Genomic DNA, 25,516 nt, shown 5'->3' with positions numbered 1-25,516 from the left:
AACCCGCCCGGAAAAGGCGACAAAGCCATTGAGTGGCATTCTCGCGGTCGTCCGGCCGCCGTGACAGCGTGATCCGCGACGGGCCGCTGTGGACTGCGCCACGTCGCGCGTTCTCCGGGTCTGCCGTACCACACCCGCCCTGAATCGGGTGGGTTTTCCGGACATTGACGAACGAACTTCCGGACCACCCGGTGCGGTACAACAATCCGCCAGCCTACCGCGCGCGGTAGGACAATCCGATCACGGGGCACGCTCGGGCAGTACGGCGCTGAGCAGGAACACGACGCTGCGCTCCGTCTCGTTCCAGGCGCGGGTGTCGAGCGCGACCGACTGGAGCAGGGCGCAGTCGACCCGGTATCCGTGCTCGGTGAGGTCGCGGCCGATGAGTTCGGCGGCGTCCCGGGTCGCGGCGTGGGCGACGATCCGCTGCGGCCGCCGGTCGGCGACCGCGGAGACCACGGCCGCTCCCCCGCCGCCGACGCGGACGACGTCCGGTTCGGGCAGGTTCTCCAGGATGTGCGGGGCGGTGCCGTGCACCACCTGCGTCCGGACGCCGAAGCGGTGTGCGGCCGACTCGGTGCGGGCGCAGGCCCGCGAATCCCGGTCGACCGCGATGACGGCGGCGCCGCCGCGCGCGGCCTCGGTGGCGAAGGCGCCGCTGCCGCAGCCGATGTCCCACACCAGGTCGCCGACGCGCGGTCCGAGGTGGGCGAGTTGGGCGGCCCGGAGCAGATCGGTCTCCCCCTCGCCGAGTCCGCCGCCGTAGGCCTCGGCGGGCTGGGTCCAGCCGCGCGGCCCGTGGCCGGCGTCGTCCCCGGCGATCCAGCCGCCGCCCTCGGCGCCACTGGGGCCGCCGATGACGATGACGACGTTGGGGTCGCGCCAGGTGTGGTCGGCGGCCTTGTCGGAGGTGACGACGGTGACCTGTTCGCGTTCGGTGCCGAGTTCCTCGCAGATGACGAAGGTGCGGTGGACCCCGTCGAGGAGCAGGCCGAGTTCGGCGGGTCCGGCGCCGGGGGCGGTGAGTACGGCGACCTTGGCGTGGGCGCGGCACACGTTCACCGCGCGTCGCAGGGTGCGCTTGTGCGCGACGACCACTTGGGCGTCGTCCCAGGGCATTCCGGCGCGGGCGAAGGCGGCGGCCACGGACGAGACGCCGGGGACGACTTCGACCTCCAGGCCGAACTCGGGTGCGCGCAGGGTCCGTACGACTCCGAAGAAGCCGGGGTCGCCGTCGGCGAACACCACCGCGGTGCCGCGGTGGGCGGCGATACGGCGGGCGGCGAGGGCGACACTGCCGAGGCGGATGCGCTCGGCGGTGCGTGGTACTTCGGGCAGCGCCAGGTGGTGCGCCGCGCCTGCCACGAGGGTGGCGGCGCCCAGGGCGCCGCGTGCCGCGTCGGTCAGCGGCGAACCGTCCCAGCCGATCACCGTGACCCGGTCGGCCATCGTCGTCAGTCTCCAGGATTGCGCAGGTCGTCGGGGTACGGACGCCCGAGAGCGTGTTCCGCGAGCGTACCCGGTGGAGCTGCCGGACGCGCGGCGGGGCGGGGCGGGTGCGCCCTCGGGTCCGGACGGCTCAGTTCCATTCCGGGAAGGAGGTGTAGCCGCCGGACTCGGCGAACTGCTCGCCGGCGCCCTCCAGGTCCTCCGGCAGCAGGCTCCACACGATGAAGTCGGTGCGCAGGTCGGTCCAGGTGCCGTCCTCGGTGCGGACGTGCGCTATGCAGGCGTTGCGCAGGACGCCCTCGCTGATGCAGCCGATCTTCTGGGCGACCTGCTGGGAGGCGGTGTTGTCGGCGGCCGTGCGCAGCTCGATGCGTTCGAACTTCTGGTCCCCGAAGAGCCATTGCGCGGTCGCGAGCGCGGCCTCGGCGGCGTATCCCTCGCCGCGTGCCCAGGGCGCGACGATGTACGACAGCTCCGCGGACCGCACGTGCCAGTCGGCCTTGGTCAGCTGGACGACGCCGACCAGCCGCTGGGTGAGGAACTCGGTGACGGCGAGGTCGAGACCCCGGCCCGCGGTGCGCTCGGCGGGGGCGTACTCGGTGATCCAGGCGCGGGCGCCGTCCTCGCTGAAGGGCTGGGGGACGTCGGTCCAGGCCGCGACCTGCTCGTCGTTCATCATCGCGGCCAGTGCGGGTACGTCGTCCTCCTCGAGGGGACGCAGCACCAACCGCTCCGTGCTGATGGAGATGTTGGGGAAGGTGCTGTTCATGCGCCGCTCCGTAACCTTCGGAAGAACCGTCAGGGCCTGCTGAACTGCCCAGCATGCAGCATGAAAGCACCGAACCGCACTACGGGGTCCTCCCCCAGCGCCGGAACGGCGTGGGGGTGCCCCCACCCGGTGAGGGCGCGGACCCCGTGCGTCGTGCGGGTGACGGTCGCGCGGATCAGAACGCGGGGACGACCGCGCCGTCGTACTTGTCCTCGATGAACTTCTTCACCTCGGGCGAGGTGAGGAGCTGGGCGAGCTTCTCGACCCGCGGGTCGTTCTCGTTGCCCTTCTTCACGGCGAGGAAGTTGGCGTACGGGTTGCCCTTGGCGGACTCGGCCGCGATGGCGTCCTTGGCCGGGCTGAGCTTGGCCTCGAGCGCGTAGTTGCCGTTGATCACCGCGGCGTCGACGTCACCGAGGGAGCGCGGCAGCTGGGCCGCCTCCAGCTCCTTGAACTGGAGGTTCTTCGGGTTGGAGGCGATGTCCTTGGGGGTCGCGTCGTATCCGGCGCCGGCCTTCAGCTTGATGACGCCGTTGGCCTCCAGCAGCTTCAGGGCGCGGGCCTCGTTGGTGGTGTCGTTGGGCAGCGCGACGGTGGCGCCCTTCTTCAGGTCGTCCAGCTTCTTGACGCTCTGCGAGTAGACACCGAGCGGCTCCAGGTGCACCGTGCCGCCGGGGACCGGCACGATGTCGGTGCCGTTCTTCTTGTTGAAGTCGTCGAGGTACGGCTTGTGCTGGAAGTAGTTGGCGTCGACCTGGCCCTGCTGGACCGCCGTGTTGGGGGTCACGTAGTCCGTGAACTCCTTGACCTCCAGCTTCAGGCCGGCCTTCTTCGCCAGGTGGTCCTTGACGTAGGCGAGGATCTCGCCCTGCGGGGTGGGGGTGGCGGCGACGGTCAGCGTGGCGTTCGCGTCGGCCTTGGAGGAACCGGAGTCCGAGCCGGAGCCGCAGGCGGTGAGCCCGAGGGTGAGGGCTCCTGCGGCGAGGACAGCGGCGGTGATCTTGGTGGCGTTACGCACGAAAAGTGCCTTTCCTTTGGTGGTGCGATCCCGGATAGGGGGATGCGGCCCCGGACACGGGGAGATGGGAGGAGAAAGCTTCAGGCGGCCTTGCCGACGCCGGCGGCCGCGGGTTCGCCGGCCTTGAGCAGCCGCAGCCTCGGCCCGGGGCCGGAGCGGCCGGAACGGCGGTGCAGGGCGCGGGCGGCGGCGTCGCCGGCGAACTGGATGGCCGAGATGACCACGGCGAGGATGGCCACGGTGATCCACATGAGCTGGGTCTCGAAGCGCATGTAGCCGTACCGGATGGCGATGTCGCCGAGGCCGCCGGCGCCGACCGTGCCGGCCATCGCGGAGTAGCCGATGAGCGCGACGATCGTGGTGGTGGTCGAGGAGATCAGCGAGGGCAGGGACTCGGGGACGAGGACCTTGCGGACGATGGTCCAGGTGTTGCCGCCCATCGACTGGACGGCCTCGACCAGGCCGCCGTCCACTTCGCGGACGGACGTCTCGACGAGCCGGGCGAAGAAGGGGATGGCGCCGATGGCCAGCGGCACGATGGCGGCCTCACGCCCGATCGTGGTGCCGGTGACGAAGCGGGTGAAGCCCATCAGGGCCACCATCAGGATGATGAACGGCATCGAGCGGGCGATGTTCACGACCTGCCCGATCACCTTGTTGGCGACCACGTTCTGGAGCAGCCCGCCGCGGTCGGTGAGGACCAGCAGGACGCCGAGGGGCAGTCCGCCGACGACGGCGATGAGCGTGGACCAGCCGACCATGTAGAGGGTGTCCCAACTGGCCTGGGACAGCAGGGGCTGCATTTCGTACCAGGTCACTTGGCACCATCCTTCACCAGCTCCGGCCGGACGGCCGGGGTGTGGTCGACGACGTCGATCTGCAGGCCCTGTTCGCGCAGGAAGCCGATGGGCACCACGTTGTCCTCGTAGCGGCCGGGCAGTTCGATGCGCATCCGGCCGACCTGGAGGCCGCCGACCGTGTCGATGGCGGCGCCGAGGATCGAGATGTCGATGTTGTACGTGCGGGACAGCTGCGAGATGACGGGCTGGGTGGCGCTCTCGCCGTGGAAGGTGACGTCGATGACGGTCCGGTCGTCGGCGGAGGCCTCGCCGCCGACCGGGAAGAGCGCGGCGGCCAGTTCGGAGCCCGGGGTGGCGAGGAGTTCGGTCACCGTGCCCGACTCGACGATGCGGCCGTTCTCCATGAGCGCCGCCGAGTCGCAGACGGACTTCACGACGTCCATCTCGTGCGTGATGAGCAGGACGGTCAGGCCGAGTTGCCGGTTCAGGTCGCGCAGCAGCTGGAGCACGGAGCGGGTGGTCTCCGGGTCGAGGGCGCTGGTGGCCTCGTCGGACAGCAGCACCTTGGGGTCGCCGGCGAGGGCGCGGGCGATGCCGACGCGCTGCTTCTGGCCGCCGGAGAGCTGCGCGGGGTAGGCGCGCGCCTTGTCGGCGAGGCCGACGAGGTCGAGGAGTTCGAGCGCCCTGCGGGAACGTTCCTTCCCGGACGTGCCGAGGATCTCCAGGGGTAGTTCGACGTTGTCCTGGACGGTGCGCGAGGACAGCAGGTTGAAGTGCTGGAAGACCATGCCGATCCGGCTGCGCGCCCGCCGCAGCTCCTTGCCCGCCCGGTGGCCGCGGCCGGCCAGGGCGGTGAGGTCCTGCCCGGCGACGGTGACCGTGCCGGAGGTGGGGCGCTCCAGCAGGTTGACGCAGCGGATGAGCGAGGACTTGCCGGCGCCGGACTGGCCGATGACGCCGTACACCTCGCCCTCGCGGACGTGCAGGTCGACACCGTCGAGCGCGGTGATCTCACGACCGCGCGAGCTGTAGACCTTGGTGAGGCCCGATGTGGTGATCACGTGGGTTTCCGTCACTGTCGTGTGCTCGGCGCGTCGTGGGCGCCGGGCACGGCATTCATGGTCGGGGGCGCCAGAACGCGGCACGACTCTCGCAGAGGTGCTCAAACCGGGAGAAACGTGTGCGCGGGGGCGTGGCTCAGCCGCGGGCGCCGGACGGACCGGACGCGAGCGTGGACATGAGCGGGCTCTCGCTTCGGGGCGCGAGGCTCAGCTGGTGCAGGGGCCCTCTAGAAGGCGCACATTCGACGTACAGGACACATACAACGAGCACCGGGCGGCACAGTCGCCTCGGTCGCAGGGGTGCGGTCGCTCGTCGTGGTCATGCGGTCAGTAAACCAGAGACATGGACTCCGAGGGGCACCGCTGTCCGCATGCTGGACACACGTGGACACCTGGGCGGGACGGCACGGACCTGGGGTTTCGCGCCGATGACCAGCGCGGACAAGGCCTGCGGGTACCCGTCCGAACGGTCGGGGCGGGCAGGGCGCCCACCGCACTGTGGCCAACGCCACGGCGCCGCAGGAGCGGTGTCGTACCGGCGGGCAGTCCGGATGCGCCGGTACGGGCCGGGCGCGGCGGGCCGTTCGCCCCGTAATAGGCTCGGCGGCATGCTTGATGTCCTGACGCTGGTGACCGGCGTCGCCGCGCTGCTGCTCGCCGCCTGGTGCGGCTGGGCGGCCTACCGTGACCAGCCGACGAAGGACTGGCACTTCATCGGGATGGCGGTGGTGTCGCTGCTGGCCCTGGTCCAGCTGGTGATCGGGGTCGTGGCGCTGGCGCGGGGCGAGAAGCCGTCGCAGGGCACGACGATCTTCGTCGCGTATCTGCTGGGAGCCTTCGCGTGCGTCCCGGCGGCCGGGCTCATGTCGCTGACCGAGCGGACGCGCTGGGGTTCGGTGACGGCCGCGGCGGGCGGAGTGGTCCTCGCCGTCCTGGAGGTGCGGCTCTATGACATCTGGGGAAGGTGAGATGAGCGCCGTGGAGGAGAAGCCGGCGGGGCAGCGGCTCATCAGTGGTCCGGGCACCCTGCTGGTCTGGCTGTACGGCGTGATGGTCGTCGGCGCGGTGTCCCGCTCCGTCTACCAGATCGCCACCGAGTTCGACCGGGCCCCGCTCGCCTACTCGCTGTCCGCGGTGGCCGGAGTGGTGTACGGCTTCATCACGTACTCGCTGGTGCGCGGCGGGGAGAAGGCGCGCAGGGCCGCGCTGGCGTGCTGCGTCGCCGAACTCGTGGGCGTGCTGACGGTCGGCACCTGGACGCTGCTCGACCGGTCCGCGTTCCCGGACGCGACCGTGTGGTCGGACTACGGCCGTGGCTACGTCTTCATCCCGGTGCTGCTTCCGCTGTCGGCCCTGTACTGGCTGCGCAAGGCGCGGAAGCAGCAGCCGCAGGCCGCCTGAGCCGGGTCCCGGCCGCCGGCGCTACGCGGTCGCCGCGTAGCTGACGTCAGGCTTCTCCAGGACGATCATCAGTACGCCGTCGGCGCCCTGGGAGGTGCCGACCGCCTGGTACCCCACGCGCCGGTACAGGCGCAGGTTGCCCTCGCTGCGGTGCCCCGTGTGCAGCCGGAACCTGGTGGCGCCGTGCTCCTGGGCCAGCGCGGACTCGGCCGCGCGCAGCAGCCGGGCGCCGATGCCGTGCCCCTGGAGGCGCGGGTGCACGCAGAGCTTGCTGATGAGGGCCGCGCCGCCCTCGGTCACCCGGCCGCTCACCGAGCCGACCACCTCGTCGCCGAGGCGCGCCACGAAGACGCAGTCCGCGGCGAGTTCGTGACGGATCGCGTCGAGGCTCTCGACGAGCGGGGCGATGCGGTAGTTGCCGTACAGCGCGGCCTCGCTCTGGAAGCAGAGGTACTGCAGCCTGAAGATCTGCTCCGCGTCCTGTTCGGCCGCCGCAGAGATGGTCACGCTCATGCCCATGTGCGCATGCCTCCCGCTCACTTGATCGCCGGTCGTTCCCCACTCCTATCCCCGCGCCGCGCGGGCCGCAACCTCCCGTCCGAGCCGCCTTTACGGGGTATCTCGGACAACCGGAATGTTCCAGGACCGGGTTGCCCTGTGAGATACCCAACTCACCGGAAACGACGCGGCCGTCCCGGCGCGGGCTGCCGGGACGGCCGTGGTGCGCCCCGAACGGGGCGGCGGGGTTCAGCGGTTGCCGTGCCGGCCGCTCAGGAAGTCCTCGCGGGCCAGCAGTCCGGTGTCGGCGTTGTCGGTGAAGATGCCGTCGATGCCGGTGGCGAAGTAGGCCTGGAACACGCCGAGGACGTCACCGTAGGCGTCGGCGGCGGTGCCCTTGCGGAACTTCGGCGGCAGGAACGGGTTCTCGTTGCGGACGGTGTAGGGGTGCAGGATCAGACCCGCGGCGTGCGCGTCCCGGACGAGGGTGCTCGGCCTGGTGAGGTTGCCGTCCGCGTCCTTGGGGACGACCAGGTCGACGGTCGGGCCGATGCCCTGCGCGTAGGAGGCGATCTCCTTGAGGCCCTTGGGCGTGACGAGGTCGGCGACCGTGCGCCGGTCGCCCGTCTCGACGAAGTCCCAGGGGCGGCTGCCGGCGTCCGACAGCAGCACGACGAGCGGGTTGCCGACGAGCCGGTTCAGCCGCTGGACGCTGGTCGGCTCGAAGGACTGGAGGATGACCGGGGAGTCCTTCCTGTCCTTGCCGTGCTTGCGCAGCAGCGCGGCGATCCGCTCCTCCAGGTCGAGGCCCAGCTTGCGGAAGTAAGTCGGGTGCTTGGTCTCGGGGTAGATCCACACCTGCCGGCCGCGCTTGCGGGTCTGCTCGTCCTGCCACTTCAGGACCTCTTCGAAGGTGGGAATCTCCCACCGGCCGTTGTAGAGGGTGTTGTGGGGGCGGTTGGCCGGGATGCGCTCGACCGCGCGCAGCCTCTTCAGCTCGGCGAGGGTGAAGTCCTCGGTGAACCAGCCGGTGGTGGGCACCCCGTCGAGGGTCTTGGTGGTCCTGCGGGCGGCGAACTCGGGGTGGTCGGCGACGTCCGTGGTGCCGCCGATCTCCGGCTCGTGCCGGCACACGAGGTGACCGTCCTTCGTCGGTACCAGGTCACCGGCCTCGACGACATGGGCGCCGAGGTCGAGGGCCAGCTCGTAGGAGCCGAAGGTGTGCTCGGGCCGGTAGCCGCCGGCGCCCCGGTGGCCGACGATCGTCGGCACGGGCAGGCTCTTCAGCCCGCCGCCCTTGTAGCCGCCGCCCTCACCCTGGGCGGCTCCGGCCGCGCCGGGCAGTCCGAGGACCGCTCCGCCCGCGCCCAGCACCACGGCCCCGAGCACGGCCCGGCGTCCCGTCCCGCGTCCCTGCTCGTCCGACTCCCGCGTACCCATGACCGCCTCCTGGTCTCGTGTCGTCCGTGCGCGCCGATCGTAGGTGGGCACCGATGACGGACGGGAGACCACGTGGCGAACACCCGCGTGACGCCGGGTGTCGCCGGGTGTCGCCGGAGGCCGCACGGGATACGGGAGGCCGTACGGGACACAACGGGCGCCGTGGGCCGAACGGGTGACGATCCGTCGGCATGTCACGTCCCGTCCCGGGAAGGCGTACTCGGGTGCGGGGGCGCGGTCCCGCGGCGCGGCCGGCCCGCCGGAGGCGGACACGTCGGACATCCGTTCCCTCTCCCGGACGGCGAGCGACCTCCATCACATCGCTCCGTTCGGGTGACCGGGGCGAAACACACCTTCGTCGCAGGTAAACGTATGTCAACAGTGCGTAAGAGCCGGTGAGCCCGATGTGCATTCGGCCCGGGGCCGCGAGTATCGTCCTCACCTGCACAGACTCATGAACAATCCCTCGACATCTCCAGACACCGGAGGGCCCGTTGTCCCGCTTCGTGCTCATCAAGGCAGTGCTCGGTCCGATCATGCGCCTGATGTTCCGCCCCCAGGTGGAGGGCGCGGAGCGTATTCCGGGCGACGGCCCGGTGATCCTCGCCGGCAACCACCTGACCTTCATCGACTCGATGATCCTGCCGCTGGTCTGCGACCGTCAGGTCTGCTTCATCGGCAAGGACGAGTACGTCACCGGGAAGGGCTTCAAGGGCCGGCTGATGGCCTGGTTCTTCACCGGCGTCGGCATGATCCCCGTCGACCGTGACGGCGGCCGGGGCGGGGTGGCCGCACTGATGACCGGTCGCCGGGTCCTGGAGGAGGGCCGGATGTTCGGCATCTACCCCGAGGGCACCCGCTCCCCCGACGGCCGCCTGTACCGGGGCCGCACCGGCATCGCCCGGCTCACCCTGATGACCGGGGCCCCCGTGGTCCCGTTCGCCATGATCGGCACCGACAAGCTCCAGCCGGGCGGCACGGGCCTGCCCCGGCCGGGCCGCGTCACCGTCCGCTTCGGCGAGCCGATGGAGTTCTCCCGGTACGAGGGCATGGACCGGGACCGCTACGTCCTGCGGGCCGTGACCGACTCGGTGATGGCGGAGGTCATGCGCCTGTCCGGGCAGGAGTACGTCGACATCTACGCGACCAAGGCGAAGGCCGCGTAGGCCGTCGCCGGCCGGGCCGGGTTCCGGCGGTGGGCCGCGTTCAGAGCTTCTGGCCCTTCAGGAGGAACCACGCCGCGACCGCCGTCGCCAGCAGTACGGCCGCTCCCGCTCCCGACGCCAGGTGCAGGCCGTGCACGAAGGACTCCCTGGCCGCGTGGAGCAGGGCCTCCGAGGTGCGCGCCGGCAGGCCGGCCGCCGCCTCGACCGCGCCGCCCAGCGACTCGTGGGCGGCCGTCGGCGTGCCCGCCGGGCCGGTGAAGCCGCGGTAGACGCCGGTCACGATGGAGCCCAGCAGCGCGATGCCGAGGGCCGCGCCCAGTTCGTACGCCGTCTCGGAGACCGCCGAGGCGGCGCCCGCCTGCTCCTTGGGCACACTGGACAGGATCACGTCGGCGGTCACCGTGAAGGAGAAGCCGGCGCCGACGCCGACCACCAGCAGGGCCGCGCCCAGCAGCGGGTAGCCGGTGGTCTCCCCGATCGTCGTCAGCACGGCCAGCCCCAGCCCGATGGCGGCCAGCGAGCCGGAGACCACGCTCCGCACCGAGAAGCGCCGGGCCGCCCGCCCGGCGAGCAGCCCGGCCACCACCGCGCCCGCGGCGGCGGGCAGTTCGGCCAGGCCCGCCTCGAACGGACGCCTGCCCTGGACGAGTTGCAGGTACTGGGACAGGAAGAACACCAGGCCGGACATGCCGAGCACGGTCAGCAGGTCGGCGAGGACGGCGCCGGAGAACCCCCGGCTGCGGAAGAGCCGCATGTCAAGGAGCGGCTTCGGCAGCGTGAGCTGGCGGCGGACGAAGCCGTACAGCGCGGCCGCGCCCAGCGCTCCCGTGACCAGGACCGGCCAGGTGAACCCTCCTGCGGCGGCCTCCTTGACCGCGTAGACGACGCCGACGACGCCGGCCAGCGACAGCACGACGCTCACCAGGTCCCACGGGCCCGGGTCGGGGTTGCGGGACTCGGGCAGGGTCCTGATGCCGACCAGGACGAGGACGGCCATCACGGGCAGGTTGATGAGGAAGACCGAGCCCCACCAGAAGTGTTCGAGCAGCAGGCCGCCCACGATCGGGCCGACGGCCGTGCCGCCGGAGGCGGTGGCGCCCCAGATGCCGACGGCGAGGCTGCGCTCGCGCGGGTCGTGGAAGAGGTTGCGGATCAGGGCGAGCGTGGCCGGCATCAGGGTGGCGCCCGCGACGCCGAGCAGCGCCCGGGCCAGGATCATCAGTTCCGGTGTGGCGGCGTAGGCGTTGAGCACGGAGATCGCGCCGAACGCGGTGGCGCCGCCGAGCAGGATGCGCTTGCGGCCGATGCGGTCGCCCAGGCTGCCCATGGAGACGAGCAGACCGGCGATGACGAACGAGTAGACGTCGCCGATCCACAGCAGCTGGGTGCCCGAGGGCCTGAGGTCCTCACTGATGAAGGGGGTCGCGAGACCGAGGACGGTCGCGTCGACGGCCACCAGCAGCACGGCGAGCACGAGGACGGAGAGCGCGAGCCAGCGGCCCGGCCGCTGCTCCACCTCCGCCGCGCGAGCCGGCTGCAGGGTGCTGGTCATGATTCCTCGTTCCGTGATGTGTCCGTGCGCAGTGCGCCGCCGAGCAGCAGCTCGGTGATCATGTGGTGGAAGTCCTTGGGGGCGACCTTGCCGCTCAGCACGACATAGGCGCCGGAGGCGATGAGCCCGAAGAGTGCCTCGGTGAGCCAGGCGGGGGTGAGGTCGATACGGAACTCGCCGTTGAGCTGGCCGCGCCGGAAGACCTCGGAGATGCGCTCGTCGAGCCGGGCCCAGCCCTCGTTCTGCTCCTCGCCCTCGAACAGCTGGTTCTCCGTGTAGAGGAAGGAGAGCAGCCCGGCCGCCGGTTCGATCTCACGGACCAGGCGCCGTACGGCGTCCCCGGCCGGCCCCTCCCCGAGGCGGGCCGCGTCGAGGGCGGCGTCGCACTCGGCGATGCCGAGCGCCTCCAGCGCCCTGACGAGCGAGTCGCGTCCGGCGAACTGGCGGTGCAGCGTCGCCCGGCTGATCCCGGCCGCCTTGGCGACCTCGTCCATGGTGGCGGTGGACTTGTGGGCGAGCAGGGTCGCTGCGCTGCGCAGCACGTGGTCACGATCGACAGCCATGAGACAACATTACCCCACATGAGACATCGATGTCTCACAATAGGCATGCGCGTCTCACCGGTGCCTGCTGGAAGAGGGTGTCGCCGGGGCGCTCAGTGCCAGGGAAGCCGCCCGCGCCGCTCCCAGTAGGCCCGGGGTTCCTCGGGCAGAGCGCCGAGGCGGGCGAGCTGGTCCTCGTCGAGGTCGACGGCCGGAGCGTGCAGGTTGGAGGCGAGCTGGCCCGGCGTGGCGGCGCCGGACAGGACCACACCGGCCCACGGCCGGCGCAGGATCAGGGCGAGGGCGACCGCGTCGCAGCCCAGGCCCGTCTCGCGGGCGACTGCCTTGAGCGGCTCGGGGGCGTTCGACTCGGCGAGCCGCCCGTTGGCCATGCCCTCCTTGACGATCACCGTCAGTCCGGCGTCGTGCGCCTCGGCGAGGGCGGGACCGGCGGAGGTCTCCAGGGCGTTGTACGTCGACTGGACGGTACGGAAGAGCGGGGCGCCGTCGACCGTCACGGCGAGCGCGGCGCGGACGGTGTCGGCCTGTGCGGGTCCGCTGGTGGAGAAGCCGATCGTGAGGCCGCCCGCGGCGGCCTCGGCCAGCCTGGCGTGGAGTTCCTTGTCGGTGAGCGCGGGGCTGTCCGGGGTCAGCGAGTGGATCTGGTGGAGGTCGAGCCGGTCGCCGAGCAGTCCGGCGGTCTCGGCGCGCTGCCGTTCGTAGGTGGCGAGGCTGTGGTCCTTGACCTCGTGCCGGTCGGCGTCGGTGGTCCAGCCGGCGGTGTAGGTGTAGCCCCATTTGCTGCCGACGACGACGTCGTCGGCGTCGGGGCGGGACCTGAGCCAGTCGGCGAGGAACTCCTCGGCACGGCCGTAGGAGCGGGCGGCGTCGACGTAGCGGACGCCCTGCGCGTAGGCGGCGTCCAGGAGTTCACGGGTGCGCTCGCGCAGGGCGTCCACGGTGCGGTCGGCCGGGAGGTCCTTCTCGCGGCCGAGGTTGATGTACCCCGGACGCCCGACGGCGGCCAGCCCCAGACCGATGTGGCACGTGGGGGTCGTGGCCGAGGCCAGTCTGGCGAAGGGCATCGTGGGCTCCGTCCGGTCGCTTCCTTACGGCTGTGGACCAACGTAACCCGCGAGGCCCCCGGAGGCGGGCGGACTACTTCCTGGCGTCCGCCCACTGGTGTTGCGCCGCCACGTCCGCCTTGACCTCGGCGAGCTGCACGGCGACCGCGCTCGGGGCGGTGCCGCCGCGCCCGTTGCGGGAGGCGAGGGCGCCGGGAACGTTGAGGACGCTGCGCACCTCGGGCGTCAGATGGGCGGAGATCTTGGCGAACTGCTCGTCGGTCAGCTCGTCGAGCTCCTTGCCCTCGGCCTCGGCGGCCTTCACGCACTCGCCGGCGACCTCGTGCGCCACGCGGAAGGGCACGCCCTGCTTGACCAGCCACTCGGCGATGTCGGTGGCCAGCGAGAAGCCGGCCGGGGCCAGCTCCTCCATGCGCTCGCGGTGCACGGTGAGGGTGGCCATCATGCCGGTGAAGGCCGGCAGCAGGACCTCCAGCTGGTCGCAGGAGTCGAAGACGGGCTCCTTGTCCTCCTGGAGGTCGCGGTTGTACGCGAGCGGCAGTGCCTTGAGGGTGGCGAGCAGGCCGGTCAGGTTGCCGATCAGCCGGCCGGACTTGCCGCGTGCCAGCTCGGCGATGTCCGGGTTCTTCTTCTGCGGCATGATCGACGAGCCGGTGGAGAAGGCGTCGTGCAGGGTCACGAAGGAGAACTCCTTCGTGTTCCAGATGATGACCTCCTCGGCGATCCGGGAGAGGTTCACACCGATCATCGCGGTGACGAAGGCGAACTCCGCGACGAAGTCCCGGGAGGCGGTGCCGTCGATGGAGTTGCCGGCGCTGCCGCGCTCGAAGCCGAGGTCCCGCGCCACCGCCTCCGGGTCCAGGCCGAGGGAGGAACCGGCCAGGGCGCCGGAGCCGTACGGCGACACGGCCGTGCGCTCGTCCCACTGGCGCAGCCGCTCGGCGTCCCGCGACAGGGACTGGACGTGCGCGAGGACGTGGTGGGCGAACAGGACCGGCTGGGCGTGCTGGAGGTGGGTGCGGCCGGGCATGGCCACGTCCGGGTGGGCCTCGGCCAGGCCGATGAGCGCGTCCTGGAGGTCGGCGATCAGAGCGCCGATGATCCGGGCGTGGTCGCGCAGGTACATCCGGAAGAGGGTGGCGACCTGGTCGTTGCGGGACCGGCCGGCGCGCAGCTTGCCGCCGAGGTCGGCGCCGAGGCGCTCCAGCAGGCCGCGCTCCAGGGCGGTGTGCACGTCCTCGTCGGCGATGGTGCCGGTGAAGGAGCCGTCGGCGACGTCCGCCTCCAGCCGGTCGAGGCCGGCCAGCATGCGCCGCAGTTCGTCGTCGTCGAGCAGCCCGGCCTTGTGCAGCACGCGCGCGTGGGCGCGGGAGCCGGCGATGTCGTAGGGCGCGAGGCGCCAGTCGAAGTGGACGGACGCGGACAGCTTCGCCAGGGCCTCGGCGGGACCGTCGGCGAAACGGCCGCCCCAGAGCCGTACGTCACCGCTGTTGCTGCTCACTTGCGTTGCTCCTCGGAAGTGTCTCTGTGCGACCGCCTCCCCACCCTTGCAGGTGAGGAGGCGGCTGTCAGGGTGATGCGTATGAGGGGACCCCTACGCGCTTACCCGCTCAGACGAGGTCGCGCTTGGCGGCGATCTTCGACGACAGGCTGTAGATGTCGATGAAGCCCTTGGCGGCGGCCTGGTCGAAGGTGTCGCCGGTGTCGTAGGTGGCGAGGTTGAAGTCGTACAGCGACTCCTGGGAGCGCCGGCCGGTGACGACCGCGCGGCCGCCGTGCAGGGTCATGCGGACGTCGCCGGAGACGTGCTGGTTGGCCTCGTTGATGAAGCCGTCCAGGGCGCGCTTGAGCGGGGAGAACCACTGGCCGTCGTAGACCAGTTCGCCCCAGCGCTGCTCGACCTGCCGCTTGTAGCGGGCGAGTTCGCGCTCGACGGTGACGTTCTCCAGCTCCTGGTGGGCGGTGATCAGGGCGATGGCGCCCGGAGCCTCGTACACCTCGCGGGACTTGATGCCGACGAGGCGGTCCTCGACCATGTCGATCCGGCCGATGCCCTGGGCGCCGGCGCGCTCGTTGAGCTGCTGGATGGCCTGGAGGACGGAGACGGGCCTGCCGTCGATGGCGACCGGGACGCCCTCCTTGAAGGTGATGATCACCTCGTCGGCCTCGCGGGCGACGGCCGGGTTCTGGGTGTACTCGTAGATGTCCTCGATCGGCGCGTTCCAGATGTCCTCGAGGAAGCCGGTCTCCACCGCGCGGCCGAAGACGTTCTGGTCGATGGAGTACGGGGACTTCTTGGTGGTCGCGATCGGGAGGTCCTTCTCCTCGCAGAACGCGATGGCCTTGTCCCGGGTCATCGCGTAGTCGCGGACCGGGGCGATGCACTTCAGGCCGGGGGCGAGGGCGACGATGCCGGCCTCGAAGCGGACCTGGTCGTTGCCCTTGCCGGTGCAGCCGTGGGCGACGATGCCGGCGCCGTGCTTGTTGGCGGCGGCGACCAGGTGCTTGACGATCGTCGGCCTCGACAGCGCGGAGACCAGCGGGTAGCGGTCCATGTAGAGGGCGTTGGCCTTGATCGCCGGGAGGCAGTACTCGTCGGCGAACTCGTCCTTGGCGTCGGCGACCTCGGCCTCGACGGCACCGCAGGCGAGCGCGCGCTTGCGGATGACGTCCAGGTCCTCGCCGCCCTGGCCGACGTCGACCGCAACGGCGATGACCTCGGCGCCCGTCTCCTCGGCGATCCAGCCGATGGCGACGGAGGTGTCCAGACCGCCCGAGTAGGCGAGTACGACGCGCTCGGTCACGGGATTCTCCTCACACTGCATTCGCTGACATGCATGAGTATGCAGAACTCTGCATGGTTCGTCAATCTCCGGCGGACGTGTCCTGGCGTCAGGGAGTTTCGAAAGGTGTTTTCAGAATTCCCTCGTCACTCCTTGAACAAGGGCAACCGCTTTCCCGTATCTCTCGTTCGAACGCAGGCGCCGCGTTTGCCACGACCGACATCCCCGACCCGAGTGAGGCACCCCCATGTCCAGGGCTCTTCCGAAGTACGACAAGCGCCGCGTCGCGTTCATCGGCGGCGCGGCCGCAGTGGTGCTCTCCGGCGCGGTCATCGCCGGTTCCGCGCTGGCCGGGGAGACGTCCGGGCAGGGCGGCGCCCAGAACGCCCGGACCCTGGCGAGCCCCGGCACGATCACCTGCCCGGACGTGAGGTCGCAGCTCCCCGCGGTCCCCGCCTCCGCCCAGGCCGAGATCGACCGCAACCTCGCCCTGCTGGACACCCAGATCCAGGAGGCCGACAAGCGCCTGGTCGACACCGTCGGCCAGGGCGGGCCCGACTTCGTGCAGAACGCCATCCTCGGCCCGCTCAAGGACAAGCGCGTGGCCACCATCAACCGGATGGCCACGGCGATCGGCCGTACGGCGGCCAGGCCGCAGGGCCTGGACGCGCTCGCGCCCTGCACCCTGAACCAGGGCGGCGTGACGGGCACCGTCGGCGGCAACGACGGCAACGCGGCGGGCGCGGCGACAGGAAACAACAGCAACACAGGCAACGCCGGTAACACAGGCGGCAACACGGGCAACGCCGGCGCCGGCACGGCGGCGGGAACCATCACCTGCCCGGACGTGAGGTCGCAGCTCCCCGCGGTCCCCGCCTCCGCCCAGGCCGAGATCGACCGCAACCTCGCTCTGCTGGACACCCAGATCCAGGAGGCCGACAAGCGCCTGGTCGACACCGCCGGCCAGGGCGGGCCCGACTTCGTGCAGAACGCCATCCTCGGCCCGCTCAAGGACAAGCGCGTGGCCACCATCAACCGGATCGCCATCTCCATCGGACGTACCGCGGCCAAGCCGCAGGGACTGGACTCCCTGGCCGCCTGCACCCTCACCAAGTGAGGTGACAGGCAGCCGTGGCCGCCCCGAGGAAGCGCCGGCCGGGGCGGCCACGGTGGGGCGAGCGGAGGCCGCAATTCCTTAGACAAGCGAAAGAACTTCCCCCGATAATCGTTGGACATGGGAAAGACGTATGAGCGCATAGACGGCAGGCTGCGTACGTTCATCGAGCAGCAGCCCCTGTTCTTCACCGCGACCGCCCCGCTCTCCGGCGACGGCACGGTCAACCTGTCCCCCAAGGGCCTCACGGGCTCCTTCGCGGTGCTCGACGAGCGCACCGTGGCCTACCTGGACTTCGCCGGGTCCAACGCGGAGACCATCGCCCACCTGCGTGAGAACGGCCGGATCACCCTGATGTGGTGCGCCTTCCAGGGCCCGCCCAGCATCGTGCGCGTCCACGGCCGGGGCGAGCCCGTCTTCCGCGACGACCCGCGCTTCGGCGAACTCCTCACCCGTTTCCCCGACATCGACCCGGCACGGCACGGACTGCGCGCGATCATCGTCGTGCACGCCGAACTCGTACGGGACACCTGCGGGTACGCGGTGCCCTTCATGGCGTACGAGGCGGACCGCGATCTGCACGTCAGGCGCTTCGCGCGCGAGGACGACGCCTCGCTGAGCGACTACTTCACCCGGAAGGAGCACGTGGCCACCAGCCTGGACGGACTGCCCGGGCTGCCGTTGCCGCTGCCGCCGTCTACGGTCTGATCCATGCGCCCCGGTGCCGCCGCGATCCTCGCCGCCCTGTCCCTGCTCTCGCTCGGTGCCGCGCCCGCGGGCGAGGTGCCGCTGCCGGCCCGGCTGCGCGACACCGGCGGCGGCACCCAGCTGATCACCGCTCAGGCGGCCGGCACCGGCGCCACCACGGGCACGGTCACCTGGTGGGACCTGCGCGGCGGGCACTGGGTGCGGGCCGGTTCGGCACCGGCCAGATTCGGCGCGAAGGGCCTCGTCGAGGGGACGGCACGGCGGCAGGACACGAACACGACGCCGACCGGGCTGTACCGCCTGCCGTTCGCCTTCGGGACCGACGCCGCACCGGGCGGGACCCGGCTGCGGTACCGGCGGGTGGGCCCGGACTCCTGGTGGTGCCAGGACAACGACTCACGCTCCTACAACCGGTGGACCCGGCCGCGTCCCGCCGACTGCCGGGCCGCCGCGTCCGAGCACCTGGTGGAGTACCCCACGCAGTACGCGCACGCGCTCGTCGTCGGCTTCAACTACTCCCGTCCGGTGCGCGGCCGGGGAGCGGGGATCTTCCTGCACGCCAACGGGCGCGGGGCGACGGCCGGCTGTGTGTCGGTGCCGCGGGAGGCCATGCGGCGGATCCTGGCGTGGGCGGATCCCGCGCGCCGGCCGCACATCGCGATCGGCACGGCGGGCGGGGCGACCGCGATCAGCCGTTACTGACCCCGCCGCCGTCCGCCGGCAGCCGGACGGTGAAGGCCGTGGAGCCGGGGCGGCTGTCCAGCCCGACACCGCCGCCGTGGGCCTCCGTCACGGCCGCCACGATCGACAGGCCGAGGCCCGCCCCGGCGCCGCCGAAGGAGTCGGTGCGGCGGCGGTCGGCCCGGGTGAAGCGCTCGAAGACACCGGGCTGGACCTCCTCGGGGACGCCGGGCCCGTCGTCGTGCACCCGCAGGACGGCCACGGCGGCTCCCTCCGGGGCCGGCTCACCTCCGGATTCCAGGTCCAGGGACACCGTCACCCCGGTGCCCGCGGGTGTGTGCGCACGCGCGTTGGCCAGCAGGTTGGCCAGCACCTGCTGGAGCCGGTGGGCGTCACCGGTCACCGTCACCGGTTCCTCCGGCAGCTCGAGCGTCCAGCGATGCTCCGGACCCGCCGCCCTGGCGTCCGTCACCGCATCCAGGACCAGGCGGGTCAAATCGACCGGGCGGCGCTCCAGGGGGCGCCCGGCGTCCAGCCGGGCCAGGAGCAGCATCTCGTCGACCATCTCGCCCATGCGAGCGGACTCGGCGGCGATGCGTTCCAGGGCCCGGGTGACCTCGGGCGGCACCGGTCCCGGGTGCAGCAGGGCGAGTTCGGCGTGGCCGCGCACCGTGGCGACCGGGGTGCGCAGCTCGTGGCTGGCGTCGGCGGCGAAGCCGCGCAGCCGTTCCTCACTGGCGTGCCGTTTGGTCAGCGCGTCCTCGACGTGGTGGAGCATCCGGTTGAAGGCGGCGCCGACCCGCCCGACCTCGCTGCGCGGGTCGGCGCGCGGCGCGCGGGGCGGCAGCGCGACCTCGCCGCTGGCGAGCGGCAGCTCGCTGACCCGGGCGGCGGTCTCCGCGACCCTTGTCAGCGGGCGCAGCGACCAGCGCACCCAGAGGGCGCCGGCGACCCCGGCGGCGGCCAGGGCGAGCCCCGAGACAGTCCCGGCGACCAGTTCGAGCCGGTGGACCGCGGCCCGCACCGGCGCCATCGGCAGCCCGGTGACCAGCACGTCGCCGTCCCGGCCCGGCCAGGCCGCCAGCCGGTACTCGCCCAGGTCGGACAGGCGCACGGTGTGTCCGCCGCGGTCCACCGGGAGCGCGGCCAGCGCGCCGCGGTCGGCGGCGGTGAGGGTGACGCCGAAACCGGGGCGGGACCCGGAGGGGACGACGGCGGCGTGGGTCACCGTGCCGCCGAGGAGCCGGGCGCCGAAGGTGCCGGCGGCCTGGCGGCGGGTGTCGCCGCGCTCGTCGCCGTCGTGGTCGGAGGGCTTGGCCGGCGTGGCGGTGCCGTGCTCCAGGCTCTCCGGGAAGCCCGGCCCGGTCTGCTGGAGCTGCTGGTCGATCCGGCCGGTGAGGAAGCCGTTCAGTTCGAGGACCGCGGCCACGCCGACGGCGGCGCAGGCGACGGCCAGCAGCACCACCAGGCCGAAGGTGAGCCGGGCCCGCAGGGTGCGCGGCCGGGGCAGCCGCCGTATCCGCGGTGTCGTTCCGCTCCGTGTCACGGTCACCGTGCCGCCGGCTTCAGGACGTACCCGGCCCCGCGCACCGTGTGGATCATGGGTGCGCGTCCGGCGTCCACCTTCTTGCGCAGATAGGAGATGTACAGCTCCACCACATGGGCCCGGCCGCCGAAGTCGTAGGACCACACACGGTCGAGGATCTGCGCCTTGCTCAGCACCCGGCGCGGGTTGTGCATGAGGAAGCGCAGCAGCTCGAACTCGGTCGGGGACAGTTCGATCAGCTCTCCGGCCCGGGTGACCTCGCGGGCGTCCTCGTCCATGGCCAGGTCGCCCACGGTCAGCCGCGGGCCGTCGGCCGGCTGCCGGGCCATGCCGGCGCGGCGCAGCAGTCCGCGCAGCCGGGCGACCACCTCCTCCAGGCTGAACGGCTTGGTCACGTAGTCGTCGCCGCCCGCGGTGATCCCCGCGATACGGTCCTCCACCGCGTCCCGCGCCGTGAGGAAGAGCACACAGACGTCCGGCTGCACGGTGTGCAGTTCGCGCAGCACGGCGAAACCGTCGGTGTCCGGGAGCATCACGTCGAGCACGACGGCGTCCGGCTGCGCCTCGCGGGCCGCGGCGACGGCCGAGGCCCCGTCGCCCGCGGCGTGCACCTCCCAGCCCTGGTAACGCAGGGCTCCGCACAGCACTTCGGCGAGGTCGGGGTCGTCGTCGACGACGAGGACGCGCACGGGGGTGCCGTCGAGGCGGGTGAGGGCGGGCAGGCCGGGAGGGCTCGGGCGGGAGGTGTCCATGGCCCCTCCAGCATCGCCGGTCACCGGCCCGTGCGGCGAGGGAGGCCCCCTCTGAGTTTCCTGTGAGTGGGGCCACACCGCCCGCGGCTCAGAGCTGCCTCAGAGGTTCGCCCCGCACAGTGGCGTCCTGGACCGGCGAAGGGACGGGAGAGCGGATGACCACGGTGTACGAGCGGCGGGCGGCACCGCCGGTGCCGGTGGCGCGCCGGCGCTCCCCCGCGGGCGCGGTGCTGGCGCTGCTGTGGGCGGGAGCCGCCGCGGTGCTCCTCCTGTGGTGGCAGGACACGGACTCCGTCGTGGGGACGGCGGGCCTGCTGACCGGCGCCGGACGGATCGCCGGCCTGCTGTGCGGGTACGCGTGCGCGGTGCTGGTGGGCCTGATGGCGCGGGTGCCGCTGCTGGAGCGCCGGATCGGCTCGGACCGGGTGGCGCGCTGGCACGCGATGGCCGGCCGCTACACGGTGTGCCTGCTGGTCGTGCACGTGGTGCTGATCCTCGCCGGGTACGCCGCGCAGGACGGCTCCTCCGTCCTGCGCGAGGCGGTCACGGTGGTGCTGGACTACCCGGAGATGCTGAAGGCCGGCGCCGGGACCGTGATCCTGTTCGCGGTCGGTGTCACCTCGGCGCGCGCGGTGCGCCGCCGGACCAGCCACGAGTTCTGGTACTACACGCACCTGCTCACCTACGCCGCCGTGTTCCTGGCCTTCGGCCACCAGGTGGCGCTGGGCTCCGAGTTCACCGGCCACGCCCTGGCCACGGCCTTCTGGTACGCGCTGTACCTGGGCGTCGCGGCCCTGGTGGTGTGGTTCCGGATCCTGGTCCCGGTGCGGCTCAACCTGCGCCACGGGATGCGCGTCGAGGCGGTGCACAAGGAGGCGCCGGGCGTGTACTCCGTCGTCGTGCGCGGCCACCGGCTGGACGAACTGGGCGCGCGGCCGGGCCAGTTCTTCCGCTGGCGGTTCCTCGCCGAGGGCATGGGCTGGACCTCGACGCCGTACTCCCTGTCGGCTCCGCCCCGTCCGGGCCTGCTGCGCATCACGGTGAAGGCCCTCGGCGACCACAGCGCGGCCGTGCCGCTGCTGCGGCCGGGCACCCGGGTGTGGGCGGAGGGTCCCTACGGGGCGATGACCGCCGACCGGCGCACCTCGCACCGGTCCCTGCTGATCGCCGCCGGGGTCGGCATCACGCCGCTGCGCGCCCTGTTCGAGACGCTGCCCGGCGACGTCACCCTGCTGTACCGGGCGCGCACGGCCGAGGACCTGGCCCTGGGCGGCGAGTTGGAGGCGATAGCGCGGTGGCGCGGCGGCCGGGTGCTGTACGCGCTCAACGGCCCGCGCGGCGAACGCCCCCGCCTCACCCCGGAGTCACTGCGCGCGGCCGTCTCCGGCCTGGCCGGCCACGACGTCTACATCTGCGGCCCGCACGCCTTCGCCCGGGACGTGTACGAGGTGCTGCGCGCCGCCGGGGTGCCGGACCGCCGTATCCACCACGAGTCGTTCGAACTGTGAGGCCCCGTTGCACGCGTTGAGGAAGAACCGTCCGCTGCGCCGCGTCGTGCTGGCGGGCGCCGCCACCGTCTCCGGGCTGGTGATGCTGCTGTCGCTCAAGCCGCACACGCCGCCGCGGATCGCCGCGGACCCCGCGCCGGCCCCGTCCGGCGGTTCGAGCTCGTCCGGCGCGGCCGGCGGTACGAGGGCCGTCACCGGTGAGACGGTGCGGACCCGGTGGGGTCCGGTCCAGGTGCGGGTCACGCTCGTCGACGGCCGGATCACCGACGTGACCGCGCTCGCCCGGCCCTCCGGCAACTCCCGGGACCGTGAGATCAGCGGCTACGCCATCCCGCGGCTGCGCGGGGAGGCGCTGACGGCGCAGAGCGCGGACATCGACACCGTCTCGGGGGCGACGTACACCAGTGACGGATACCGCCGCTCGCTCCAGTCCGCGCTGGACACGGCCGGGCGCCGAACCTCGTCCGGACGCTGAACGCGGGGCCGTCGTGGCACGTATTCCAGGGCCAAGGGACCATGCCCCCCTTGATTCCGTCCACGGAGGAACCGTGACCACCACGCTCGCAGGCGGCCGCGCCGCCCGGCGCCAGACGATGCGCCGCATCCGGCCGCGCCGCTCCCCCGCCGTCCTGCTGCTGGCCGCCGTCTGGGCGGGCGCGGCCGGCGTCATCTGGCTGTGGTGGACGAACACCCCGTCCATCGACGGCACCGCCGGGAGGGTACTGAACGCGGGCCGGATCACCGGCCTGCTCGCCGGTTACCTGATGGCGCTGGTCGTGCTCCAGATGGCGCGGGTGCCCGCCCTGGAGCGGCGGGTGGGCTCCGACCGGGTCGCGCGCTGGCACGCCATGACCGGCCGGTACACGCTCTGCCTGGTCCTCGCGCACGTCTTCCTCACCATGTGGGGGTACGCGCTGCTCGGCGGCAAGTCCCTCGGCGACATCGTGGGGCAGACCGTGGAGTCCGTGGAGCAGCTGCCCGACATGGGCAAGGCCGCGATCGGCACCGGTCTGCTGGTGGTCATCGGACTGGTCTCGATCGGCCCGGTGCGCCGCCGGATGCCGTACGACACGTGGTACCACGTGCACCTGTTCACCTACGCCGCGGTGTTCCTGACGTTCTGGCACCAGATCACCACCGGCAACGACTTCGCCGTGGAGCCGGTCGCCAGGACCTCCTGGTACGGCCTGTACGGCGTGGTGACCGCGCTGGTGCTCTGGTACCGGATCATCACCCCGATCCGGCTGAACCTGCGCCACCGCATGCGGGTGGAGGCGGTCATCGAGGAGGCGCCGGGCATCGTGTCGGTGCTGATCGCCGGCCACAAGCTGCACCGGATGGGCGCGGAGGCCGGGCAGTTCTTCCGCTGGCGGTTCCTGGCGCCGGGCATGCGGTTCTCCTCCCACCCGTACTCGCTGTCGGCGGCGCCCCGCCCCGGCCTGCTGCGCATCACCGTCAAGGCGATCGGCGACCACAGCGCCGGGCTGCGCGAACTCACCCCCGGCACCCGGGTGTGGGCGGAGGGACCGTACGGCGCGCTCACCGCGTCCCGGCGCAGCCGCGGCAAGGTGCTGCTGGTGGCGGGCGGGGTGGGCATCACGCCGATGCGGGCGCTGTTCGAGACGCTGCCCGGCGCGGCCGGTGACATCACCCTGCTGTACCGGGCCAACAGCACCCAGGAGCTGGCCCTGTGGGGCGAGTTGGCGAAGATCGCCGACGAGCGCGGCGCCCGGCTGATGTACGCGGTGAACAGCCCGGACGGGGAACGCCCCGACATCTCCGCCGAGTCGCTGCGCCGCAAGATCGCCGACATCGACCGCCACGACGTCTTCATGTGCGGCCCGCCCGGGTTCGCGCAGTCGGTGTACGAGGCACTGCGCGGCGCGGGAGTCCCCGCCCGCCGTATCCATCACGAGTCGTTCGAGATGTGAGCGACGGGCCCGCGGAACGTCCGCGGACACCACAGGACTTACGGGACTCACGGAATTCAGGAGCTCATCGGCGATGAGGAAGAGCCATCCCATCCGACGTGCCGTGCTGGCCGGCGCCGCGACCGTGTCCGGCATCGTGCTGCTGCTGTCACTGAAGCCGGCCTCGGACCCCGCCTCCGCCTCGGCGGCCGGCGCGGCGCCGCAGCAGACCGCGGCGGCCCAGGAGGCACCGCAGGGCGGCAGCGGCGCACAGCGGACGGGCACGCAGTCCGTCACGGGCGACGTGGCCCGGACCGAGTACGGCGACGTGCAGGTACGGCTGACCGTCAGCGACGGCAGGATCACCAAGGCCGAGGCCGTGCGGGCGCCGCAGGGCGGGGTCAGCGGCCAGAAGAGCGAACTGGCCGTGCCCAAGCTCAACCAGGAGGCCGTGACCGCGCAGAGCGCGAACATCGACACCGTCTCCGGAGCCACGTACACCAGCGGCGGCTACAAGAAGTCGCTCCAGTCGGCACTGGACAGGATGACGGCGAGCGGTGCGCCGTCCGGCTCGTCCTCCGGCGCGCCGTCCGGTTCCTCGTCCGGTGCGCCGTCAGGTTCGTCCTCCTCGGGGGCCGCCGGTTCGGGAGCCGCCCAGGCCCGTACCGTCACGGGCGAGACCGCCCAGACCGATTACGGCCCGGTGCAGGTCCGGATCACGGTCACCGACGGCAGGATCACCAAGGCCGAGGCCGTACAGGCACCGCAGGGCGGGCTCAGCGGCCAGAAGAGCGAACTGGCCGTGCCCAAGCTCAACCAGGAGGCCGTGACCGCGCAGAGCGCGAACATCGACACCGTCTCCGGAGCCACGTACACCAGCGGCGGCTACAAGAAGTCGCTCCAGTCGGCACTGGACAAGGCCGGTGGCTGAGGCCGCGTCCGGGCCGGCCGGGAGTCCCGCCGCCGTGCGGCACGCGGAGGAGGTCATGGGGACCGTCTTCTCCTTCGACGTACGCGGCGGCCGGTCCGACGCGGTGGCGGCGGCACTGGACGAGGCGGTCGCCGAACTGCACCGCGCCGACGAGGTGTTCAGCACCTACCGCGACGACAGCCAGCTCTCCCGCCTGGCGCGCGGCGAGCTCACCGTCGCGGAGTGCGACCCCGACGTCGCCGAGGTGCTCGAACTGGGCGCCGAGGCCGAACGCGTCAGCGAGGGCTGGTTCAGCCTGCGCTACGAGGGCAGCCTGGATCCGACCGGGATCGTCAAGGGCTGGGCCGCCGAACGGGCCGCCCGGCGGATCGCGGCGGCGGGGGTGAGCGGGGTCAGCGTCAACGGCGGCGGGGACGTGCAGTTGCTCGGCTCGCCCGAGGCGCACCGGCCGTGGCGCGTGGGTGTCTCGGACCCGCTGCGCCCCGGTGGACTCGCGGCGGTGGTCTCCGCCGCGGGCACCAGCGAGCTGGCGGTGGCGACGTCGGGCACGGCCGAGCGCGGTGCGCACATCGTCGATCCGCGCACCGGCAGGTCGGCGGTCACCGACCTGGTCGCGGTCACCGTGGTCGCCCCTAGCCTGACCTGGGCGGACTGCTGGGCGACGGCCGCGTTCGCCATGGGCTCCCGCGAGGGCCTGGCCTGGCTGGAGTCGCTGCCGGACGTGGAGGCGCTGCTGATCACGGCGGGCGACGAGGTCAGGTGCACGCACGGCCTCGCCGCCCGTCTCGGCTGAGGACCGGCG

25 protein-coding genes are annotated in these 25,516 nt (G+C 72.2%); 11 read left to right on the top strand and 14 right to left on the bottom strand.

The features are described from left to right. Positions 1-240: 240 nt before the first annotated feature. From cbiE to CG719_RS08065, 5 genes are all read right to left on the bottom strand, one after another. On the bottom strand, positions 241-1,449 hold the full coding sequence (gene cbiE / locus CG719_RS08085) for a precorrin-6y C5,15-methyltransferase (decarboxylating) subunit CbiE (protein ID WP_100567826.1): 1,209 nt from the start codon (positions 1,447-1,449) through the stop codon (positions 241-243). A 130-nt stretch (positions 1,450-1,579) separates the two neighbouring features. Then, complete coding sequence (locus CG719_RS08080) at positions 1,580-2,218, bottom strand: GNAT family N-acetyltransferase (protein WP_100567825.1); 639 nt, start codon at positions 2,216-2,218, stop codon at positions 1,580-1,582. A gap of 175 nt (positions 2,219-2,393) precedes the next feature. Then, positions 2,394-3,236, bottom strand: coding sequence for a MetQ/NlpA family ABC transporter substrate-binding protein (locus CG719_RS08075; protein ID WP_100567824.1), 843 nt, complete (start codon positions 3,234-3,236; stop codon positions 2,394-2,396). Positions 3,237-3,316: 80 nt separating this feature from the next. Beyond that, positions 3,317-4,054, bottom strand: coding sequence for a methionine ABC transporter permease (locus CG719_RS08070; RefSeq protein WP_100567823.1), 738 nt, complete (start codon positions 4,052-4,054; stop codon positions 3,317-3,319). Continuing rightward, positions 4,051-5,097: a methionine ABC transporter ATP-binding protein gene (locus CG719_RS08065; RefSeq protein WP_100567822.1), complete on the bottom strand. Its 1,047-nt coding sequence runs from the start codon at positions 5,095-5,097 to the stop codon at positions 4,051-4,053. The genes CG719_RS08070 and CG719_RS08065 overlap by 4 nt, the downstream gene beginning before the upstream one ends. A gap of 608 nt (positions 5,098-5,705) precedes the next feature. Between CG719_RS08065 and CG719_RS08060 the strand changes: the two genes are divergently transcribed. Both CG719_RS08060 and CG719_RS08055 read left to right on the top strand, forming a co-directional pair. Further along, entirely contained in the window at positions 5,706-6,065 is a 360-nt protein-coding gene (locus CG719_RS08060; RefSeq protein WP_100567821.1) for a hypothetical protein, read from the top strand. 1 nt (position 6,066) lies between these two features. Beyond that, positions 6,067-6,498, top strand: a complete 432-nt coding sequence (locus CG719_RS08055; RefSeq protein ID WP_100567820.1) for a hypothetical protein — start codon at positions 6,067-6,069, stop codon at positions 6,496-6,498. Between the two features lie 21 nt (positions 6,499-6,519). Here CG719_RS08055 and CG719_RS08050 read toward each other — a convergent pair whose 3' ends face one another. Continuing rightward, positions 6,520-7,017, bottom strand: a complete 498-nt coding sequence (locus CG719_RS08050) for a GNAT family N-acetyltransferase (RefSeq protein ID WP_100567819.1) — start codon at positions 7,015-7,017, stop codon at positions 6,520-6,522. Positions 7,018-7,245: 228 nt separating this feature from the next. Then, positions 7,246-8,436: a glycerophosphodiester phosphodiesterase gene (locus CG719_RS08045; protein WP_100567818.1), complete on the bottom strand. Its 1,191-nt coding sequence runs from the start codon at positions 8,434-8,436 to the stop codon at positions 7,246-7,248. Between the two features lie 494 nt (positions 8,437-8,930). Here CG719_RS08045 and CG719_RS08040 point away from each other — a divergent pair, with 494 nt between their 5' ends. Then, a complete protein-coding gene (locus tag CG719_RS08040) occupies positions 8,931-9,602 on the top strand; it encodes a lysophospholipid acyltransferase family protein (RefSeq protein ID WP_100567817.1) in 672 nt (223 codons plus the stop codon). A gap of 40 nt (positions 9,603-9,642) precedes the next feature. Here CG719_RS08040 and CG719_RS08035 read toward each other — a convergent pair whose 3' ends face one another. The 5 genes from CG719_RS08035 to CG719_RS08015 all read right to left on the bottom strand — a co-directional run bounded on the left by CG719_RS08035 (position 9,643) and on the right by CG719_RS08015 (position 15,585). Continuing rightward, a complete protein-coding gene (locus tag CG719_RS08035; RefSeq protein ID WP_100567816.1) occupies positions 9,643-11,154 on the bottom strand; it encodes an MFS transporter in 1,512 nt (503 codons plus the stop codon). After that, positions 11,151-11,717 carry a TetR/AcrR family transcriptional regulator gene (locus CG719_RS08030; protein WP_100567815.1) on the bottom strand — a complete coding sequence of 189 codons (567 nt, stop codon included), beginning with the start codon at positions 11,715-11,717 and terminating at the stop codon, positions 11,151-11,153. The genes CG719_RS08035 and CG719_RS08030 overlap by 4 nt, the downstream gene beginning before the upstream one ends. A 92-nt stretch (positions 11,718-11,809) precedes the next feature. Further along, entirely contained in the window at positions 11,810-12,781 is a 972-nt protein-coding gene (locus CG719_RS08025; RefSeq protein ID WP_100567814.1) for an aldo/keto reductase, read from the bottom strand. A gap of 73 nt (positions 12,782-12,854) precedes the next feature. Then, the gene (gene argH / locus CG719_RS08020; protein ID WP_100567813.1) at positions 12,855-14,282 is read right to left on the bottom strand and encodes an argininosuccinate lyase; all 1,428 of its coding nucleotides are present in this window, start codon (positions 14,280-14,282) and stop codon (positions 12,855-12,857) included. Positions 14,283-14,391: 109 nt separating this feature from the next. Continuing rightward, positions 14,392-15,585 (bottom strand): argininosuccinate synthase, encoded by a 1,194-nt coding sequence (locus CG719_RS08015; RefSeq protein ID WP_100567812.1) that lies wholly within the window; start codon positions 15,583-15,585, stop codon positions 14,392-14,394. A gap of 226 nt (positions 15,586-15,811) precedes the next feature. Between CG719_RS08015 and CG719_RS08010 the strand changes: the two genes are divergently transcribed. From CG719_RS08010 to CG719_RS08000, 3 genes are all read left to right on the top strand, one after another. After that, a complete protein-coding gene (locus CG719_RS08010; protein WP_100567811.1) occupies positions 15,812-16,681 on the top strand; it encodes a hypothetical protein in 870 nt (289 codons plus the stop codon). Between the two features lie 117 nt (positions 16,682-16,798). Further along, a complete protein-coding gene (locus tag CG719_RS08005) occupies positions 16,799-17,386 on the top strand; it encodes a pyridoxamine 5'-phosphate oxidase family protein (protein ID WP_100567810.1) in 588 nt (195 codons plus the stop codon). Between the two features lie 3 nt (positions 17,387-17,389). Beyond that, positions 17,390-18,088, top strand: coding sequence for a L,D-transpeptidase family protein (locus CG719_RS08000; protein WP_100567809.1), 699 nt, complete (start codon positions 17,390-17,392; stop codon positions 18,086-18,088). On the opposite strand, the gene CG719_RS07995 is transcribed toward CG719_RS08000, so the two are convergent. Further along, positions 18,075-19,613 carry a sensor histidine kinase gene (locus CG719_RS07995; RefSeq protein ID WP_234375485.1) on the bottom strand — a complete coding sequence of 513 codons (1,539 nt, stop codon included), beginning with the start codon at positions 19,611-19,613 and terminating at the stop codon, positions 18,075-18,077. The two genes, CG719_RS08000 and CG719_RS07995, sit on opposite strands and share 14 nt — an antisense overlap. Before the next feature lie 2 nt (positions 19,614-19,615). Beyond that, positions 19,616-20,365 carry a response regulator transcription factor gene (locus CG719_RS07990; RefSeq protein ID WP_100567808.1) on the bottom strand — a complete coding sequence of 250 codons (750 nt, stop codon included), beginning with the start codon at positions 20,363-20,365 and terminating at the stop codon, positions 19,616-19,618. Positions 20,366-20,520: 155 nt separating this feature from the next. On the opposite strand from CG719_RS07990, the gene CG719_RS07985 reads away from it, so the two are divergent. The 5 genes from CG719_RS07985 (at position 20,521) to CG719_RS07965 (ending at position 25,507) form a co-directional block, all read left to right on the top strand. Further along, the gene (locus CG719_RS07985; protein WP_100567807.1) at positions 20,521-21,873 is read left to right on the top strand and encodes a ferredoxin reductase family protein; all 1,353 of its coding nucleotides are present in this window, start codon (positions 20,521-20,523) and stop codon (positions 21,871-21,873) included. Between the two features lie 7 nt (positions 21,874-21,880). After that, positions 21,881-22,348: an FMN-binding protein gene (locus CG719_RS07980; RefSeq protein WP_100567806.1), complete on the top strand. Its 468-nt coding sequence runs from the start codon at positions 21,881-21,883 to the stop codon at positions 22,346-22,348. A gap of 73 nt (positions 22,349-22,421) precedes the next feature. Further along, positions 22,422-23,804 (top strand): ferredoxin reductase family protein, encoded by a 1,383-nt coding sequence (locus CG719_RS07975; RefSeq protein WP_199836558.1) that lies wholly within the window; start codon positions 22,422-22,424, stop codon positions 23,802-23,804. Between the two features lie 73 nt (positions 23,805-23,877). Further along, the gene (locus tag CG719_RS07970) at positions 23,878-24,714 is read left to right on the top strand and encodes an FMN-binding protein (protein ID WP_199836557.1); all 837 of its coding nucleotides are present in this window, start codon (positions 23,878-23,880) and stop codon (positions 24,712-24,714) included. Between the two features lie 55 nt (positions 24,715-24,769). Next, a complete protein-coding gene (locus tag CG719_RS07965; protein ID WP_100567974.1) occupies positions 24,770-25,507 on the top strand; it encodes an FAD:protein FMN transferase in 738 nt (245 codons plus the stop codon). Positions 25,508-25,516 lie beyond the last annotated feature (9 nt).

It is taken from the genome of Streptomyces sp. CB01373, from assembly GCF_002803075.1.
In the GTDB taxonomy this organism is placed as follows: domain Bacteria; phylum Actinomycetota; class Actinomycetes; order Streptomycetales; family Streptomycetaceae; genus Streptomyces.
The sequence above is the reverse complement of the archived record's forward strand: the minus strand, read 5'-3'. Positions and strand labels throughout refer to the sequence as shown.

Excerpts from the sequence above, each read along its gene's own strand:
- cbiE (WP_100567826.1), bottom strand. The coding sequence starts at position 1,449 with ATGGCCGACCGGGTCACGGTGATCGGCTGGGACGGTTCGCCGCTGACC.
- CG719_RS08080 (WP_100567825.1), bottom strand. The coding sequence starts at position 2,218 with ATGAACAGCACCTTCCCCAACATCTCCATCAGCACGGAGCGGTTGGTG.
- CG719_RS08060 (WP_100567821.1), top strand. The coding sequence starts at position 5,706 with ATGCTTGATGTCCTGACGCTGGTGACCGGCGTCGCCGCGCTGCTGCTC.
- CG719_RS08055 (WP_100567820.1), top strand. The coding sequence starts at position 6,067 with ATGAGCGCCGTGGAGGAGAAGCCGGCGGGGCAGCGGCTCATCAGTGGT.
- CG719_RS08050 (WP_100567819.1), bottom strand. The coding sequence starts at position 7,017 with ATGGGCATGAGCGTGACCATCTCTGCGGCGGCCGAACAGGACGCGGAG.
- CG719_RS08045 (WP_100567818.1), bottom strand. The coding sequence starts at position 8,436 with ATGGGTACGCGGGAGTCGGACGAGCAGGGACGCGGGACGGGACGCCGG.
- CG719_RS08035 (WP_100567816.1), bottom strand. The coding sequence starts at position 11,154 with ATGACCAGCACCCTGCAGCCGGCTCGCGCGGCGGAGGTGGAGCAGCGG.
- CG719_RS08030 (WP_100567815.1), bottom strand. The coding sequence starts at position 11,717 with ATGGCTGTCGATCGTGACCACGTGCTGCGCAGCGCAGCGACCCTGCTC.
- CG719_RS08025 (WP_100567814.1), bottom strand. The coding sequence starts at position 12,781 with ATGCCCTTCGCCAGACTGGCCTCGGCCACGACCCCCACGTGCCACATC.
- CG719_RS08010 (WP_100567811.1), top strand. The coding sequence starts at position 15,812 with ATGTCCAGGGCTCTTCCGAAGTACGACAAGCGCCGCGTCGCGTTCATC.
- CG719_RS08005 (WP_100567810.1), top strand. The coding sequence starts at position 16,799 with ATGGGAAAGACGTATGAGCGCATAGACGGCAGGCTGCGTACGTTCATC.
- CG719_RS08000 (WP_100567809.1), top strand. The coding sequence starts at position 17,390 with ATGCGCCCCGGTGCCGCCGCGATCCTCGCCGCCCTGTCCCTGCTCTCG.
- CG719_RS07990 (WP_100567808.1), bottom strand. The coding sequence starts at position 20,365 with ATGGACACCTCCCGCCCGAGCCCTCCCGGCCTGCCCGCCCTCACCCGC.
- CG719_RS07985 (WP_100567807.1), top strand. The coding sequence starts at position 20,521 with ATGACCACGGTGTACGAGCGGCGGGCGGCACCGCCGGTGCCGGTGGCG.
- CG719_RS07970 (WP_199836557.1), top strand. The coding sequence starts at position 23,878 with ATGAGGAAGAGCCATCCCATCCGACGTGCCGTGCTGGCCGGCGCCGCG.
- CG719_RS07965 (WP_100567974.1), top strand. The coding sequence starts at position 24,770 with ATGGGGACCGTCTTCTCCTTCGACGTACGCGGCGGCCGGTCCGACGCG.